The sequence below is a fragment of the Bdellovibrio bacteriovorus genome (assembly GCF_048286975.1).
GTDB classification, from domain to species: Bacteria; Bdellovibrionota; Bdellovibrionia; order Bdellovibrionales; family Bdellovibrionaceae; genus Bdellovibrio; species Bdellovibrio bacteriovorus_H.
Genome location: NZ_JBLVRT010000007.1, coordinates 144235 through 160627 on the forward strand (window position 1 = coordinate 144235; position 16393 = coordinate 160627).

15 protein-coding genes are annotated in these 16393 nt (G+C 50.0%); 7 read left to right on the plus strand and 8 right to left on the minus strand.

What is annotated here, in order from left to right:
* Positions 1-11 precede the first annotated feature (11 nt).
* Positions 12-776 carry a type 1 glutamine amidotransferase domain-containing protein gene (locus ACNQKP_RS17070; RefSeq protein WP_417866326.1) on the plus strand — a complete coding sequence of 255 codons (765 nt, stop codon included), beginning with the start codon at positions 12-14 and terminating at the stop codon, positions 774-776.
* Positions 777-1146: 370 nt separating this feature from the next.
* Positions 1147-1707, plus strand: a complete 561-nt coding sequence (locus ACNQKP_RS17075; protein ID WP_416480809.1) for a pentapeptide repeat-containing protein — start codon at positions 1147-1149, stop codon at positions 1705-1707.
* A 51-nt stretch (positions 1708-1758) separates the two neighbouring features.
* On the opposite strand, the gene ACNQKP_RS17080 is transcribed toward ACNQKP_RS17075, so the two are convergent.
* Positions 1759-2766 (minus strand): malate dehydrogenase, encoded by a 1008-nt coding sequence (locus ACNQKP_RS17080; protein WP_011163471.1) that lies wholly within the window; start codon positions 2764-2766, stop codon positions 1759-1761.
* A 140-nt stretch (positions 2767-2906) separates the two neighbouring features.
* Positions 2907-4166, minus strand: coding sequence for a JmjC domain-containing protein (locus tag ACNQKP_RS17085; RefSeq protein WP_417866329.1), 1260 nt, complete (start codon positions 4164-4166; stop codon positions 2907-2909).
* 188 nt (positions 4167-4354) lie between these two features.
* On the opposite strand from ACNQKP_RS17085, the gene ACNQKP_RS17090 reads away from it, so the two are divergent.
* A complete protein-coding gene (locus ACNQKP_RS17090) occupies positions 4355-5572 on the plus strand; it encodes a class I SAM-dependent rRNA methyltransferase (RefSeq protein WP_417866331.1) in 1218 nt (405 codons plus the stop codon).
* A gap of 19 nt (positions 5573-5591) precedes the next feature.
* Complete coding sequence (locus tag ACNQKP_RS17095; protein WP_011163468.1) at positions 5592-5873, plus strand: chorismate mutase; 282 nt, start codon at positions 5592-5594, stop codon at positions 5871-5873.
* Positions 5874-5903: 30 nt separating this feature from the next.
* On the opposite strand, the gene ACNQKP_RS17100 is transcribed toward ACNQKP_RS17095, so the two are convergent.
* A complete protein-coding gene (locus ACNQKP_RS17100) occupies positions 5904-8462 on the minus strand; it encodes a DUF3656 domain-containing U32 family peptidase (RefSeq protein ID WP_417866334.1) in 2559 nt (852 codons plus the stop codon).
* Between the two features lie 237 nt (positions 8463-8699).
* On the opposite strand from ACNQKP_RS17100, the gene ACNQKP_RS17105 reads away from it, so the two are divergent.
* Both ACNQKP_RS17105 and ACNQKP_RS17110 read left to right on the plus strand, forming a co-directional pair.
* A complete protein-coding gene (locus ACNQKP_RS17105; RefSeq protein ID WP_417866336.1) occupies positions 8700-8846 on the plus strand; it encodes a hypothetical protein in 147 nt (48 codons plus the stop codon).
* A gap of 8 nt (positions 8847-8854) precedes the next feature.
* The gene (locus ACNQKP_RS17110) at positions 8855-11359 is read left to right on the plus strand and encodes a hypothetical protein (RefSeq protein ID WP_417866338.1); all 2505 of its coding nucleotides are present in this window, start codon (positions 8855-8857) and stop codon (positions 11357-11359) included.
* A gap of 15 nt (positions 11360-11374) precedes the next feature.
* Here ACNQKP_RS17110 and ACNQKP_RS17115 read toward each other — a convergent pair whose 3' ends face one another.
* From ACNQKP_RS17115 to ACNQKP_RS17130, 4 genes are all read right to left on the minus strand, one after another.
* Positions 11375-12592: a hypothetical protein gene (locus tag ACNQKP_RS17115; protein ID WP_417866340.1), complete on the minus strand. Its 1218-nt coding sequence runs from the start codon at positions 12590-12592 to the stop codon at positions 11375-11377.
* A gap of 90 nt (positions 12593-12682) precedes the next feature.
* Positions 12683-13399 carry an SDR family oxidoreductase gene (locus ACNQKP_RS17120; RefSeq protein WP_417866342.1) on the minus strand — a complete coding sequence of 239 codons (717 nt, stop codon included), beginning with the start codon at positions 13397-13399 and terminating at the stop codon, positions 12683-12685.
* A gap of 3 nt (positions 13400-13402) precedes the next feature.
* Positions 13403-14104 carry an alpha/beta fold hydrolase gene (locus ACNQKP_RS17125; protein ID WP_417866344.1) on the minus strand — a complete coding sequence of 234 codons (702 nt, stop codon included), beginning with the start codon at positions 14102-14104 and terminating at the stop codon, positions 13403-13405.
* Positions 14105-14138: 34 nt separating this feature from the next.
* Complete coding sequence (locus ACNQKP_RS17130) at positions 14139-14897, minus strand: type 1 glutamine amidotransferase domain-containing protein (protein ID WP_417866346.1); 759 nt, start codon at positions 14895-14897, stop codon at positions 14139-14141.
* Between the two features lie 99 nt (positions 14898-14996).
* Here ACNQKP_RS17130 and ACNQKP_RS17135 point away from each other — a divergent pair, with 99 nt between their 5' ends.
* The gene (locus ACNQKP_RS17135) at positions 14997-15905 is read left to right on the plus strand and encodes a LysR family transcriptional regulator (RefSeq protein WP_417866348.1); all 909 of its coding nucleotides are present in this window, start codon (positions 14997-14999) and stop codon (positions 15903-15905) included.
* A 15-nt stretch (positions 15906-15920) separates the two neighbouring features.
* Here the strand turns inward: ACNQKP_RS17135 and ACNQKP_RS17140 are convergent, their stop codons facing one another.
* Positions 15921-16355 (minus strand): OsmC family protein, encoded by a 435-nt coding sequence (locus ACNQKP_RS17140; RefSeq protein ID WP_417866350.1) that lies wholly within the window; start codon positions 16353-16355, stop codon positions 15921-15923.
* Between the last annotated feature and the right edge of the window lie 38 nt (positions 16356-16393).

Consider the following 16393-nt stretch of genomic DNA (forward strand, 5'->3'; position numbering starts at 1 on the left):
TAGGCTACGATATGCAAAAGAAAGTATTGATCCCTCTGCCCAGCAAAGACTTCGACCCGACCGAGGTGGCCATTCCCTGGAAAATCCTGAATGACAGCCAAGTGAAAGTTGTCTTTGCAACCCCCACCGGAAGTGAAGCCGTTTGCGATCAACACATGTTGACTGGCTCCCGCCTTGGCCCGCTGGCACCGCTTCTTGCCGCCGATAAAAATGCCCTGAAAGCATATCAAGAACTGACCCAAGCCGACGAGTTTCATCACCCCATAAAATGGGACGAAATATCTCCAGATCAGTTCCAGGGGCTGCTGCTGCCCGGTGGCCATGCACAGGGAATGAAAGAGTATCTTGAATCATCGCTGCTGCAAAAAACAGTCAGCCATTTTTTTGAAATGAACAAACCCGTCGGCGCCATTTGCCACGGAGTTGTCCTGGCCGCCAGAAGCCAACGCCCAGATGGGCGAAGTGTCCTTTATGGTCGAAAAACCACCGCCCTTCTGGCCTCTCAGGAAATGGCGGCCTGGGTTCTGACTTGCACTTGGATGGGGAACTACTATCGAACCTATCCCCAAACAGTCGAAAGTGAAGTGACGGCCGCCCTGGAAACTCGGGAACACTTCTTAAAAGGCCCGACACCTCTTTTCAGAGACAGTTCGTCAAACCTCGGTCGTGGGTTTGTTGTCCAGGATGGAAACTATCTTTCCGCCCGCTGGCCTGGAGATGCACATCAATTTGCAACTGCTTTCCTGAAGATGATCAAATACCAGCCGGACTTGTAAATTTTTAAGCGCCGACAACAAGAAACTTTCCGAATGGATTGGTTCGCCCCATGGCCCACGACTGAAATCGGCGAGCCAGAGTAATTGAACTTCAACCGCTAGGCGTTAAATCCCCCTCTGGGAAAACTATTTTTTAGCTCTTTACACGCACGCCAAGGGGCCGCCCTTCAGCTATTTTCAGTTCTGGATTACGGCATAAACACCCGGGGCAAAATCTCCCGTCTTGGACCCTTTTTTATCTATTCTAAAGTGGCTGCAATTTGACTCTTTCAAGACATCGACGCGCTTTCAAGACCGTCATTTGCCCCCAACAAAAACATTTCAATTCACACCGCCAACAATGCTAGCTTCCTAAAAAAAGGGAGACGAAATGAAATACATCCAGGTCACCGAAAATCAGATGCTGCAAATGTTGAGCAACCCGGACACAGAAATTTCCGGATTTGAGTTCACCAAGATGGACTTCACAGAGCTTAATCTGAAAAGTTCCCTTTTCCTGGACTGCAAGTTTGTCAGCTGTAACTTTGCCAACTGCTCTTTGATGAACGTCGCATTTCGCGGGGTCGTATTTGAAGACTGCAACCTGATGGGCACCAATTGGACCGAAGTGCGCAAGAATGGTGGTTATACATTCAGCGGATGCAAACTGGATTACACAAGTTTTCAAGGCGTGGACCTGCGCGGATCAGGCTTCGTCAATTGCATGATTCGTGAATCTGATTTTGCCGGTGCCAACCTTTCCAAGGTCAGCCTTGCCGGATCCTCTCTGGCCGGGACATCGTTCACCAATGCCAACATTGAAAAAGCCGACTTCAGAGGGGCCCGTGACTACTTCATCGATCCCAAATTTACTAAAATCAAAGATGCTCATTTTTCATTTCCGGAAGCTCTGGTTCTGATTGAAGCCCTGGGCGCCAAAGTGGAAATATAAAAAAAGGCCGGTTTTCACCGGCCTTTTCCAATTCAATATTTGAATTTAGAATTAAAGCATTGAAGCAACAGCGTCTTTTTCTTCGTTCAATTCTTTCAGCGTGTTGTTCATTTTCTCGCGAGAGAACGCGTCGATCTCAAGACCTTTTACGATCTCGTATTCGCCGTTTTTGCAAGTCACTGGGAAGCCGTACATGATGCCTTCTGGGATGTCATAAGAACCATCAGAAGGGATACCCATAGTAACCCACTCACCATTTGTGCCCAACCACCAGTCACGGATGTGATCCACAGCTGCGGAAGCCGCAGAAGCTGCAGAAGACAAACCACGAGCTTCGATGATCGCAGCACCACGTTTACCCACTGTCGGGATGAACGTGTCTTTGTTCCAAGCATCACCTTCAGCCGTGCCCAGTTTCAACAACTCAGGAACTTTTGCGCCATCAGCTGTTGCGAAACGAACATCCGGGTACATCGTTGGGCTGTGGTTACCCCATACTGCCACTTTTTTGAAAGAAGCAACTGGTTTGCCGGTTTTAGTCGCCAACTGAGACAATGCACGGTTGTGGTCCAAACGAAGCATTGCTGTGAAGTTTTTCGCTTTTACGCGGCCGTGTTTCATCGCAGATTTCATCGCGATGTAGGCGTTTGTGTTTGCTGGGTTACCAACAACCAAAACTTTTACATTTGGATTAGCGTATTTACCGATCGCTTCACCTTGTACAGTGAAGATCTGACCGTTTGCAGTCAGAAGATCTTTACGCTCCATACCTGGGCCACGAGGACGTGCACCAACTAGAAGGGCCACATCAGCGTCTTTGAATGCAACTGCAGGATCACCCGTAGCGATCATAGAGTGCAATAGAGGGAACGCGCAGTCCTCAAGCTCCATCATCACGCCCTTAAGCGCTTTTTGAGCTTTTTCGTCTGGGATCTCTAGAAGTTGAAGGATCACTGGTTGATCTGCACCCAACATCGCACCGCTGGCGATACGGAAAAGAAGTGCATAACCGATTTGGCCGGCAGCGCCGGTAACTGCTACACGAACAGGAGCTTTCATAAGCTGGTTCCTTTCAAAGATTGTCGATTTAGCTATCCCGAAGAATTTAAACCCGCTGAAAGCCTCTGTCATGGGAAAATCGGGAAAATCTGCCTGTTTTATGGGCAACAGGACCACTTTTGTGTCCTGCCCCCGCAGCGTCAGGTATGAAACGCCCCAGCATCCGCCAGCTCTTGCAACATGCCAAGGTCCCGCTTCGCCCCCTGAATCTTCAGGTACTGAACCGGCACACACACCTTCCCGGCATTCAAGTCCTTCACCATCTTCAAAAGTCCCGCAGAAGAGCTCTGAACCAAAATCCCGCCATAACTCAAACTGAAAGCTTTTTTGTTCACGGTACTCTGCTGCCACAACACGGGCGAACGAACACTGCGAAGCTGCAAACGCGATTTTGCTGTGACCTTCACTGCGGACACAGGCACGGTCTTAAATCCTTGAAGCGAGATGTGCTTCATCCAGGATTTCAAGAACGCGTCTTCCAGTTCGGCGGCACTCAGGGACTTCAACGCTTTCAAAGAGTCCTGATAAATCTTGGGCAGCTCCCCGACTTCACCGGACTTGTCATGCAACGTCTTAAACGGTGTTGTGACTTTCAATCCCGTTGAGCCCAGCTTCGCATCAACCAGATTCTTCAATGCCGTCCCAAATATATCCCCGTGAGTCTGATCCACCCACACGCCCAAGCTCCAGGTCGCACTGAAAGAACCGTCAGACTCGGCGATGTGCCACTCTGACGACGGCCAGTAGGTCATGTCCCCCGGACCGACTTCGACCAACTGGGAATGCTTCTTGTGCTTTTCATAGTTGAACGTGCGATCCAGCTCCGGATGTTTGTCGCCGTAAGCCGCAGGCCACAGACGGAATCTTTTCACCCCGGCGACCGGGAAGCTGAACACCCCACAGGAATCCACATGAACTCCGAACGGAGTCTTGAGATAGTTCCCCAGATAAAGTCCGATTTCAGAAAAACGATTCGGAAAACCCACATGGCGGAAAAGATCGTCGGTAAAGTCCTGCAACAGATGCTGCTTTTTTAGATTCACTTGCAAAAGCTCATCGCAGACCAGGCAGTAATCCGGGAACTGGGCGTTCATGCGTTTGTGATATCCCACCAAGGATTTGTCGGACTTTTCCGGCAGCAGCTCTAAGACCTCTTCGGGGTCGGCTTTCACGCCCTCGATAAAAAACTTCAATCCTTCAGGATCATTCATTTCGCGGCAACGCTCACTGTAGGCCACCAACAGCTCAAAGATCTCGGCATCCGTCATCTCAAGCAGGCCGGATTTCACATTGCGGGCGACCAGGGGCTTTTTCTCCCAATAGTTCTTGGCGAAGTTCTGCCAGAACTTCTGATCAAGCACGGTGGATGCAGCCTTGGGGGAGCCCTTTTTTTGCGCCATGGAATACTCCGTTTTAAGAGCGAAATTTGAAGGCGCCAGAGTCGTTGAGATTGATCTGGGAGTCAAATAGAAGGTCCGGCCTGTAAATTTGCCACCCCCTTAAGTACCCCCGGCTAAGCCCCTGCTAACACCTTGCGAAGACGGACGATTTAGCATAAAAAGAGCCCTCGCTTTGGAGACCCCGAACTATGACTTCTGCTGCCGTCACATTTGAAAACACCATTGAAACCATCGAGCTAAAACGTGACGTGACCAAACACTTAAAGCAAGGTCATCGCTGGCTTTTCGCCAACTGTTTTGATCCCAGCCGCAACCTGAAGTCCGGTATCCATATGCTAAATTATAAGGGCGAAGCCCTGGCGTTGGGTATCTGGCAGGGAGACACCCAATTGCGTTTCAGAGTTCTGGTTTTGGCCGAAGAGCCCATCTTCCGCCGCAACAACATGAAGCGCACCCTGGAACTTTACTTTGAAAGCCAGTGGCGCAAGGCTGTTGAGATTCGCAAAACCTTCGATCTGTCTGTGACCAATTCCTTCCGTCTGATCAACGGTGAAGGCGACGGCCTTCCGGGCCTGATCGTGGACGTTTACAACGACACGGCCGTGATCAAACACGATCACCCGATCATGGAAAAGACCTGGAATGCCCCGGCCATTGCCGAAAAAATCCAGGAAGCCTTCCCCCAGGTGAAATGCGTGTACCTGAAGCGCCGTAACGATGCTGAAGAAAAAGGTGTTAACATCGTGGGGACCTTGGCACCGGAAGTTCAGTTCCTTGAAAACGGAGTCTTGTTCGCCTCCAACATCCGTGATGCCGCCAAGACCGGTTTCTTCCTGGATCAACGTGACAACCGCAAGATGATTCAACACTTTGCCAAAGACAAAACGGTGCTGAACCTGTTCAGCTATACCGGGGGCTTTTCCATCTTTGCCGCCAAAGGTGGCGCCAAAGAAGTCACCAGCGTGGATATCGCCAAAGTCGCTATTCAGGCCGTGGCCCGCAATTTCGAAATCAACGACCTTAAGACAGTTCACCATGATGTGGCGACCGATGCCTTTGCCTATCTTGAGCAATTGAACACGGAAAAGAAAAAATACGATATCGTCATCACCGACCCGCCTAGCTTTGCCCCGAATGAAAAATCGGTTGAGCAAGCCAAGGCCGCTTACACCAAGGTGTTCTCCAACTCCATCAAACTGGTGAACCCTGAAGGCCTGTTTGCGGCGAGTTCTTGTTCCAGCCATATCTCGACCAAAGAGTTCATGGATATCTGCCAGGAAGCCTTTTCCCGCGCACGCAAGAAAGCCACGCTGGTTTACATCGGCGGTCAGCCGGTGGATCACCCTTATCCTTTGGCGATGGAAGAGCTTCGTTATCTGAAGTTTGCCCTGTTCCGCTTGGACTAATTTAGAAGGTCTTTTATCTATGGAAACAATCCAAAGTCTTCGTCAGGAAATTGATCAGGTTCACAAAGAAATGCATGCGCTTTTACTGCGCCGCCGTGATTTGACTATGGCCGTGTGGAAGATCAAACAGCAGGAAGGCCAGCCCTTCTTCAATGCCGAACGTGAAGAACAGATTTTAAAAGACTTCGTCAATATGGATGGGAAACAAGGCCAGGATCCGGCGATGGATGAACTCCTGAAAGGGGTCATGAACTCGGTCCTTCGGGAATACGAAAAATATCTTCGCTCAAAATTTGAATAAAAAAAGGGAGTCTTCGGACTCCCTTTTTTATTACTTCTTACGACTTTGGTATTCTTTTTCTCTTTGGAAGTGGCTCTCTGACAAACCATAACTTTCCACGTTCCCCAGATCCTTGATCAAAGACTCCAGATCCTTTTTGCCGCTGATGAAATCCAAGTGGCCCTGAATTTTTGTAATCAGCTCGGAGTGACGCTCTTTCAAGGCTTCATAGCGGATATAACCCAAGCCCAAAGATTCCCATTCCTTCACATAGCGGGCCGCCGACTGGGACGTTCCGTTGTACATGGTATTACGGCATTCCTGATCGGGTTTGATCTGGTGCCAGTTGCCGAATTGGTCTTTCAGTTTTACCTGATGCTTTTCACAGGGCTTTCCACAATCCTTGAAGCTGGAGCCTTTGCTTAGAAACGCCGCAAACACACAGTGCTCCATGTGGAAGCTTGGCATGTACTGATATGCCGTCACTTCAAATTGCGCGGCTTGACCGGCTTGGATCAGCTCACTGACTTGCACGTTGTTTAAGTCATAGCCCAGGCAAAGGCTGTGAAGGCCTTTGTTCAGCAGGTATTGCGCCGTCAGGTGGTTCGTCACGTTCAAGCTGAAGTCACCCAGGATCTGGCCCTGATAGTTATTGGCCTGCAGCCATTGAACAGCCCCCAGGTTTCTGGCAAGGATCGCGTCCGGATTCAAATTGAACAGATGCTTCACGTTGCGGTGTTCATTCGGTTTCAAAATACGGGTGGTGGCAATACCCACCTTGATGCCGTTTTCTTTCAGCAGCTTCAAGCTGGGCTCAAAATCCAAACCGAATTCGAAATCCAGGATCACCAGATTCAATCCCGCTGTCGTCAGATCGCCGGATTTGATGGCGTTCACGAAGTCTTCCACCTGCCCTTTTTCACGCAGAAGCAGATTCAGCTTGGCACCCGGTACAGCTTTTTCAGCCGTCTTGTTGCCTTCAATCCATTCCCCGACAGACAAGGCGGTCAGTATTTCTGGTGCTGCGCCATTTTGAATGCGCAGCTCAGTCAGTTCTTTTACCAACTGCTGACGCAATTCCTTCACCTGACGAGCCGGCAGGAACAACGGCGTCGAAGCATCCAGTTCACAAGTGAACTCATGCCCGCGGAACGGGCTACCCATCAAAGCAAACAGCTCTTCACGCAAGTCCAAAGAGTTCAAACCCTTGGATTTCGCAGGTTCACAGACGTTTGCTGACGTTGCAGAAACGGTGTAACGACCATCGGTGTAAGTGACCTTCAAAGGCTGTCCCAAAGACGCCTCTGCATGAATAGACACCGGAAGACGCTTCTTTCTTTCCTTGTCTTCCACACTCAAAGCCACGTCACGCTTCAGGTCCTTGTCGTGATTGTAGAACACACGAGCACCCATGAAGTGCTCACTCATGTTGATATCGCGAGAAAATTCCAATTCAAAACGGCGGGTATTCAGGGATTTGACGGCGAAAACGAATCCGCCTTTTTCAGCGCTTTGTCCGTTGCGGTCCTGATAAACCCACAACACACCGTCACCGGCCTGGATGAAGTCGGCTTTCAAACCTTGCTGGATGTTATCTTCGGTCAGTTCGACTTCTAAAGAGCTGTCCTTGACGCGAACAACTTTACCGAACTCAAAACCACGGTGGGCACTGAACGTGCCTTCCACAAGTCTCTGGTGATCGACGCCATGGAACCAGCCGCTGAAGAAGCCCCGGGAAAACGCGGTCGCCATTTGTTTTTTCAAAAGCACCGGATTCATCAAGGCCTGATGATTTTGTGCCGACTCAATCGCCTGATCAAAACTGCGAGCCGCGGTGGCTACGTATTCAGGCGTTTTCAAACGGCCTTCGACCTTGAAGCAGTCCACACCGGCCTCCAGCAGGCTTGGCACTTCGTTGATGCCGCAAAGGTCCTGCGGGGACACCAGGAAGGACTTCCCACCCAGGTCACGCTTTTCTTCATCGACATACATCTCGTAGTTGAAGCGGCAGCTTTGCGCGCACTGACCGCGGTTGGCGGAACGGCCACCGATGCCTTCGGATGTGAAACACTGACCGGAATAGCTCACACAAAGTGCGCCATGCACAAAGACTTCGATTTCTTTGTCGGTATTTTGTTTGATCGAGTGAATTTCTTTGATCGAGTTTTCACGCGCCAACACGAAGCGCTGAATGCCCAGATCATCAAGCCAGGTGATGGCTTCGGCATTGCTGATGCTCATCTGCGTGGAACCGTGCACACGCTGATTCGGAGCCATCTGACGGATCAGACGGACCAAGCCCAGATCCTGAACGATGAACGCATCCGGTTTTAGTGGAAGGATTTTTTCCAGAGTCTCGGCAGCCTTGTGCAGTTCGTTTTGAAAGATCAGAATATTGAAGGCCAGATTCACCTTTACGCCGTACAGGTGACAAGTGTCGATGATCTCTTTGACTTCCTCGATTTGGAAATCATAGCTTCGCCCGCGGGCATTGAAGCCCGGTACACCCATGAAAATGGCATCAGCCCCGTTGTGGATGGCGGCCATAGCCATCTCTTTGGTACCCACGGGAAGTAACAGTTCAGGACGTTTGAAGCTTTGTGTTTGCATGGACGGTAATAAGCCAGTACCCAAGGAATTCCGCAAGCAGAAACCCCTTACACCCCCAAAATGCGAAATTTTTATTGATTACAGGGGCTTGGGAACCATAGAAACGGGCTATTTATGACCCGCCACTCGAATTAGTGGAATATTTTCCAAGGGGGGAAACTCGTCGTTTGGGCTCCTCTTCGAGACCGGAATGAAATCGTGACCTGGCAGGAAAAACCAACGCCAAAATTGTCCGGTGTGTCTACTGTTCTGGATTTCTCACATGTGGCACCTGCTCAAGCCACAGCTCAGCGTGATACACAAATCTGCCGTTTGAATTTCAATCCGAATAAAGAGGCTCCGCCGTCGCTTGGCCCATCTCTTGCTTTGATTCACTATCAGTGAGGTGAAAAATGGCGCGAAACAAAATTCTGATGGCAACATCGGTACTGTTGATAACTTTAAACAGTTATGCCGGCGAATCCGGCATGTCGTCAGCCTACTCCTTTGGCGGAGCTTGCGCCTCTCAAGGTGTATGGACTCAGACCGCCTTGGCCAACACTCAGGAACTGCGCCGGATCACCCTGCAATTGCGTGACGATCCGAACTGCAAGGCTTTAGGTGCTTCTGTTCAAAATGCGGTGGCCAGCCTTGAGGAACAAGTGAAAATGATTTCCGATACACCCCAGCGCGCCAGCCGTCTGTCTCAACTTCCAAATGAAATCAGCGCATTAAGAAACTTTCTCGTAAGTTCGCCTGATATGAAAAGCCAGGTTCTGCAATTGATGATGAACCGTTCAATCGAAAGCGCCACGTTGGGCGCGCAAGTCCAGCAGGACGCCACTTCCATGGCCACCGGAATGACAGACTTTAACACACGCTTGCAGCGCGGGGCTAATACCGGACTGCAACTGACCAATCAAGTGATCGACAGCATCCCCTTGCTGGAAGAATGTCTGACAGATTCCTCTTCCACGGCCTTCGGCAATTACATCGCGGCCGCGGTGAAGGTGGTGTCCTCTTTTGCGTCCTCCGGCGAAGGTGGTTCGGGAAGCAATCTGGCGACGACGATCTCGAAAATCACGGGCGTTATGAGAAATGGAAAGTATGCTTCCGTTCTTAAAAAATTAAACCAACAGGAGTTCACAGCTTCCATGGCCTGCCTGATGGAAGTCACCACCGAATCCTACTGCCACAACCGCGATGGCATGTCGCTGTTTCAAAAAGGCATGGAGGATGTTCGTGTTCGCACTGAAGACAACAACAAAGTGACCCCGTCAAATCCCTTTGCAGGATATTATGTCCTGAACACGCATGTTCCCAACGTGACCAAGTGGCTTCAAAAAATTCAAATCGGGGTGGATCCAAAACTGCCGACCGATGCCGAGTTTCAAAACAAGATTCTGCAAGAGGTGACTGAATTTTATAAAGGCGTGAAAGTCCTGCTGGGTGACTATAACACCGCCGTCATCACAATCAAATCCATGCCCACTTTACTGGCAAAGCAAAACGCCGTACTGAAGCTGATTGGCCAGATCGAATCCAGCATGAACGGCGGGTCCCGCTTTGGTGAATCAAAAACCAACTTCTTTACCATGAGCCGAACACCCATCACGATCCCTTTTGATCTGATCGGCATGCCCACCCCGGACCAGGTTCTGGGAAAGACATTCCCCAAACTGGCCTATGATGAATGGCTGCAAGCGAATATGACTTCTTTACCGATGTTTCAAGACCCCGTTGTCTTGGCCGAAACCATCGGCAACAACATGAAACAAATTGTTCAGGAGGCCAACATCTCGGCCATTGAATACTTCAACAAATGGTACATCGTGGACAAATCAGCCTTGGTGAATGAATCCATGATTGATATCAACTACACGGTGAAAGACAGCCTGACAGCGATCAATCAGTATTTGGAACACTTCAAAGAACGCTCCGCCAAATACGATGGCGACGCCTCCATTCTGCCTGCGGTGGTCGACACCCAAGTGCGTATCAAAAAGATTCTGGATGCCTATCAGCGGGTTGAAAATCAAGGTCGCCTCCTGGCACAAAAGCAGGACCTGTCCCACATGACTCCGGAACAAATTGATGCGATGTCTGCGAATTACGAGGCCCTGGTGAATACGGTTTATGCCGAGTTCAACGTCATGCTGTCCCGTTCCGGGTTCCTTGCCAACCGCATGGTGAACTTCGTCTATCAGGACTATATTCTGCTGGTGAAAAACAAGGTGAACTTCACCGAGTACCAACAAGAGCTGTTTGTCTCTTCGGGCATGGCGGCCTTTGATAAAATGCTTCAGACCTACAATGGCAATCCGGCGCAGATTCAGAATGACCTGAACATGGGCCTGCGGATCAATTTGGGGAATATCGAGGCGTTGGAAGCCCTTCTGAAAAACAGTGTCATTTCTGCCGTCTCGGATCTTAAACAGGTTGAAAACGGAAAACCTGATGGTTTCTTCAGCCGCTACGGAAGAATTCTGCAGGATATGGTCGACGACAAAGAGGTCTCTCCGGCCCACAATATTTTCTCGGTGCTTCCGAAGTCCCTGTACTACTGGTTTAAGAACTCGGATCGCTACGCGGCGATCGGCAATACCAGCGGCCCACAAAGCGAGTTCGATGACGCCCGCTATGTTCGCTCGCAGATGTGCATTCAGGGCCTGGCCTTTGTGAATCAAACAGGTTTGCAAAGCCTTTGCCAGGACGCGGTTTTAAAAAGTCCGATTCCTGGAGCCGACGTTGAAAAGTACAATGTCTCGTATGCCAAAGAGCTTCATCGCAACCTGAACGCTGCCGAAGTCAGCAAGCAGATGCAGGCTTCATTGAATCGCTCCAGCCGCATCTGCGCGTTCCGCGACTTCAACCGCAGAAATATGGTTTTATTCATGACTTTGGGTAAAACGAAGTAGGCCCGCCACAGCGGACTAATGAACGGCCTGCTTCTCTGCCGCCGAAAGCATTTTCAGCAGGCTTTCCAGCATGTGCACTTCGGCCTCCAAAGGGCCAAAGCGCTTTTCCAGCTCCAGACGGGCTTGTTTTTTAAGTGTCTCATAGCTGCGACGGCTGGAAAACTTCCACGCCGGGTGCTTGCGACAGGCCTTCAGATTCTTCTTAAGCGCTTCGTACTCTTCATTCAACACCAGCGAGCTTTGATAGATTTCATCGGTGGTCAAATCATTAAGCTGTCCCAGCTCGGCCATGCATAACAGCTCGATGCGTTTCAACGCATCGTGGTCCTGGGCTTTGTATGCCGCCTGCACACGCTGCCATTTGATGGAAGCCCAATCCTGATGTTCTTTCGAAACACCGATCTGCTTATCCGGATGAAGCAGGCGCGCCAGTTTACGATAGGTGGTGCGAAGCAGACTTTCAGCCTCGGCCTGCTCTTTTTCCAGGGCTTCTTCACTGGCATTTTCGGCAATGATCTGCTGAAGGAAGTCTTTTAAATGCACCGGCATATTGCGCAGGTATCTTTGCTGATAGGCGGGATCGGCTGCTTTCCACAAACGACCCAATAGCTTCCAATCCCCGCACTTCATGGCAATCTGGAACGTCTCTTTAAACAACTGATATCCCGCCATTGGAACGGACAAGTGACGGGCCATCATGCCATCGTCAATATCATTCAGATAGTGATACACTGAGCGCGCACGACGTCTAAGACCGCTCAGCGCCGAATCGTCCTTAAAGAAAATTTCAGCAAAGTTGATGGCCGGTCCATCTTCAGGGATCGGCAGTGGCTCCCCGGCGACAGCGGAACTTCTGGTCGCGGTGTCGAAGCGGTTCTTTCTCAGTTTGTCGATAACAAACTTCCACACATCATCACCCGCCTGGTACTGGCTTTCTTCCTCTTTCAGCATGCAGTAGGCACGCTCCAAAGGAACGTTCGAGGTGTTGGCGACGTATTTCAAATGCACTTGGAAGGTGGTCAGCACCTTATGACGTTTTTCAAGCAGTTCACCGGCTTGAAGCTCGTCTCGGAACGTCAGATTGTACCAGTCTTGATACAGGATTTGATCCCAGAGCAGAAAGTCCGTGTGGTCTTTTTCAAGCTGACGGATTTTCTTAAGCAGGTTCGACGAGGCAAAGAACAGATCTTTGCGTATATTTTGGTCATCCGTCAGAGAAACATCATGATGCATAAGAGGCAATCCCTTTACCACGCCTCCGATGTCATCGCTAATAAAAACACGGAACTGCCAAATCTATCGGCAGTGCTGCTGAAAAACCAATCAGTCCAAACGCGGACGAAGCCAGCTTGAATAAATCTTGGGAAGAACATCCGAGCGCACAATCTTGGAAGGCTCTTGAGTGTCAGTAAATAAAACTGAAGCCATTCCCCGCGTTTTCGTCCACTCACCATAGTATTCCTTTTTTGCAGGATGAAATGGCGTCACAGCATTAATGACAGGCCAGGCTGATTCTGCCTGAGCCGCCGCCCAGATGATCTGCACCAGATCGTCACGGTGAATCAGATTCACGGCTGAATTCCCAGCGCAAGGCCGCTGACTCTGCGACAAACTTTTGGCAGGGTGCCGGTCACCACCAACCAAACCCCCGGGACGAATCACCGTCAGTTTGCCGGTGAACTTCTCACTTAAAAGATTTTCCACAGCCACCAACCAACGCGCACTGTCTGTCGTGGGCTCAGTCGTTGTTTGTTCAGTGATGCTACCGGCTTGACTGCCATACACGGAAATCGAGCTGATAAAAATAATCCGGCGATAGTCCCCTGTCGGAATTTTGGCAACAAAGTTTTCAGGACTGATTTGCACCAGCGGAGGTGTATTCAGAAAAAGCACATCACAGGGTTTGTTCGGAAAATCATCACAACCCCAGTCAAAATCCTGACTGCGGGTGCCCCAGTTTTCGATGCCTTTTTGACTTAAGTGTTCAGAAAGCTTCTGCCCCAGCCAACCCAAGCCAATGATGCCCCACGTTTGTTTCACCACTCACCGCCCGACAAAATCAAGAACGGCTTGACCCAGTTCGGCTGGCTGTTCCAAAGGCACATAGTGCCCGCAATGATCAATCACCCGGAACTTGGAGCGTGATATCTGGGCATGACGATTCTTCAAAGACTCCAACGGAACCACCCGGTCATTGGCCGCCGCCACGATCAGAACCGGGAACGACAGTTCTTGCAAGGCTGCGCCTTTGTCGATTCGGTCCACAGTGGCCAAGGTTTGGTTGATATACTGTTCAGAGGAAAAGTCGGCACTCATCTGCATGATGGGGCCGACCACACGCGGGTCCTTTAGAAAATCGGGGTGGATATAGCGATCCATCTCTTTTTCCGAGATGCCGTTGTACTTTCCACGTCTTAAAAGGCCCACCATCTTCAGGCGTGCCGCCCGTGTTTTTTCAGACAAGGCACCAACGCTGGCAGCCACCAAGGACAAAGACAGAACTCGTTCAGGAAAACGGGTGGCAAAAGTTTCGGCGATATACCCACCCATAGAAAAACCCACCAGATGAAAAGCTTGGTCAGAAGTCTTTCCCACCTCTTCAATCATCGCATCCAGATTCTGAGGATGCTTCAGATCCACCACGCGAACATTGTAGCGTTCGGAAAATACCGGGACCAGAGGGGCCCACAGGCGCTCATCACACAAAAATCCCGGCAGCAATACAATAGTTTCAAGTGGCTTCATGCCCCGATCTTAACACCAGGGCATGACAAAAACACTATTTTAACGTCTTGGACAGTTCTACAAGCTTCTTCGCGACTGCGTGTCCCGACTGAGGATTCTGACCCGTCACCAGTCTTTCAGACACAATCGCCTGCGAATTCCAGTTTTTTACCGGATGCATTGTCGCGCCTCGCTCACGCAAAGTGGATTCCAGCATGAATGGCACCACTTTACTAAGGCCCACCTCATTTTCTTCTGCATCCGTGAAGGCGCTGACATCTTTGCCTTTCACCAAATACTCACCATTGGAAAGCTTCACATTCACCAGCGCCGCAGGACCGTGGCAGACCGCAGAAACAATACCACCGCTTTCATAGATTGCCGCCGTCAGCTTGTCCATATCAGGCGAGTTTGCAAAGTCCCACATGGCCCCGTGCCCCCCGGCAAAGTGAATCAACTGATAGTCTTTTGCATTGACCTTGCTCACCGCCAGAGTGTTCTGCATTTGCGCCATCAACTTCTTGTCTTCTACGAACTTCTTATTATCAGGATCCTTCAAATCAAGGCTGGATTCGTCCATCGTTGCCACTCCTCCTTTGGGGCTGGCGAATTCCACTTTATATCCGGCTTTAATCAACGGATAATAAACATGCGTCACTTCCGACAGATACCAGCCCGTTTGCTGGCCCGTGCTTCCTTTTACGTTATGGTTTGTCACAACAATCAATGCCTTCTTCATGGTTTTACCCTCTTCCTTGGCCTGGGCGCCGACCGACAGTCCCAATACAGCCAGAATAGTTGCCAGAGCTTTCATAAGTAATCTCCTTTGTTACAGCCTCAAGGATGCCCGTTTCAGCCCAATCTATCAATTTCATAGCTTTCATAATGGCTATCTGAAATAATCATAATCAATATGAAACCTGGCCTGGATTTAAACCTGTTATTTATCATTGAAAGCTTGTACCGGACGTCGAATATCTCAAAAACAGCCGAAGAGCTGAACATGAGTCAATCCGCCGCCAGCCACGCCCTTTCCAAACTGCGTGATCACTTCAATGATCCTTTATTTGTTCGCGTTCCCAAGGGAATGTCCGCCACCCAGACAGCCAAGAACATGCGTGCGTCTGTCGAGGCCTTTACTCAGCAAGCCCGCACACTGGCGCAGCAGTCTGAAAAGTTTGACCCCAAGAAAGCCCAGGGACGCATCAGTATCGCCACCACAGACATGGTGGAGGTGATTCTGGCTCCGGCCTTGTTAAAAAGATTGAAAAGGGAAGCGCCGGGTTTGCAAATTTCTTTCCGCCCCACGGGCGGAGACCTGCCAAAATCAGAGCTGGAAAGCGGTGTGTTTGATCTTGCCATCGCCGGGTTTTACAAAAATCTTCCTGAAGGCTTTTATCAGGTGAAGGTTTACGAGGACGGTTTTTCAACAGCCTACAGAAAAAATCATCCCATCATTCAGGGAACACTGAAAGCCGCACAGTTTTATGAATGCGATCATGCCCTGATCACGCTGCAAGGGGATTTCAAAGATGGCCTTCGTAAACGCGTGAATGGAAAAACTCTGGAACGTCATATTACATTTGGATCTTACAGTTTTACCGGACTGGCGTGGACAGTGGCTTCAACGGATTTGGTGCTGACAGCCCCTTCACAGTTACTCAAGAAGTATGCTGAACACTTTCCGGTTCAGGTTCAAAAGTGCCCCGTCGACATACCCAAGATTGAGATTCGCATGATCTGGCATTCTTTGACTCATAAAGACCCCCTGAAGGCCTGGTTCCGCGAGGTCTTAAGGCAAGAATTCCAAAAGCTGGCCTGACTGGGGTGGACCTCTCTAAGACACATGAAATTCAAACACCTTTTCAGTTTTGACTGAATTCAGAATCATGCAGCTTTCGGATGTCTTCGCCAGGATTCTTTTGGCATTTTCAATCTGCACACAGCCCTCAAGATACACAGCGAAAACACAACGTGCCATCCACGGTCGGCCCGCCTCATCCCGATCCACAGTCAGTTCTGATTCCACCCGAAGACTTTCATAGGCAAGCTTTGATTTTTCAGCGAACACTTTAAAAGTCGCCACAAAACAATTCTGCAGCGCCATGACATACAGATCCTCAGGGCTGAATCCGCCCCCGGGCCCTTCAAATTCTGCGGGTATTGCCATCTGAAGACCGGCATCTACTGACATCGCTTTGGAATCCCACGGTGTCTGAATTCCCGCCAAGCTTTCGGCCTTTGCTTTAAAGAACATCGGATACTTGCTCATAACAAACTCTCCTCAACATCTTGCTGGCTTATATGGTT

Excerpts from the sequence above, each read along its gene's own strand:
- ACNQKP_RS17070 (WP_417866326.1), top strand. The coding sequence starts at position 12 with ATGCAAAAGAAAGTATTGATCCCTCTGCCCAGCAAAGACTTCGACCCG.
- ACNQKP_RS17085 (WP_417866329.1), bottom strand. The coding sequence starts at position 4,166 with ATGGCGCAAAAAAAGGGCTCCCCCAAGGCTGCATCCACCGTGCTTGAT.
- ACNQKP_RS17130 (WP_417866346.1), bottom strand. The coding sequence starts at position 14,897 with ATGAAAGCTCTGGCAACTATTCTGGCTGTATTGGGACTGTCGGTCGGC.
- ACNQKP_RS17075 (WP_416480809.1), top strand. The coding sequence starts at position 1,147 with ATGAAATACATCCAGGTCACCGAAAATCAGATGCTGCAAATGTTGAGC.
- ACNQKP_RS17090 (WP_417866331.1), top strand. The coding sequence starts at position 4,355 with ATGACTTCTGCTGCCGTCACATTTGAAAACACCATTGAAACCATCGAG.
- ACNQKP_RS17115 (WP_417866340.1), bottom strand. The coding sequence starts at position 12,592 with ATGCATCATGATGTTTCTCTGACGGATGACCAAAATATACGCAAAGAT.
- ACNQKP_RS17095 (WP_011163468.1), top strand. The coding sequence starts at position 5,592 with ATGGAAACAATCCAAAGTCTTCGTCAGGAAATTGATCAGGTTCACAAA.
- ACNQKP_RS17135 (WP_417866348.1), top strand. The coding sequence starts at position 14,997 with ATGAAACCTGGCCTGGATTTAAACCTGTTATTTATCATTGAAAGCTTG.
- ACNQKP_RS17100 (WP_417866334.1), bottom strand. The coding sequence starts at position 8,462 with ATGCAAACACAAAGCTTCAAACGTCCTGAACTGTTACTTCCCGTGGGT.
- ACNQKP_RS17140 (WP_417866350.1), bottom strand. The coding sequence starts at position 16,355 with ATGAGCAAGTATCCGATGTTCTTTAAAGCAAAGGCCGAAAGCTTGGCG.
- ACNQKP_RS17080 (WP_011163471.1), bottom strand. The coding sequence starts at position 2,766 with ATGAAAGCTCCTGTTCGTGTAGCAGTTACCGGCGCTGCCGGCCAAATC.
- ACNQKP_RS17125 (WP_417866344.1), bottom strand. The coding sequence starts at position 14,104 with ATGAAGCCACTTGAAACTATTGTATTGCTGCCGGGATTTTTGTGTGAT.
- ACNQKP_RS17110 (WP_417866338.1), top strand. The coding sequence starts at position 8,855 with ATGGCGCGAAACAAAATTCTGATGGCAACATCGGTACTGTTGATAACT.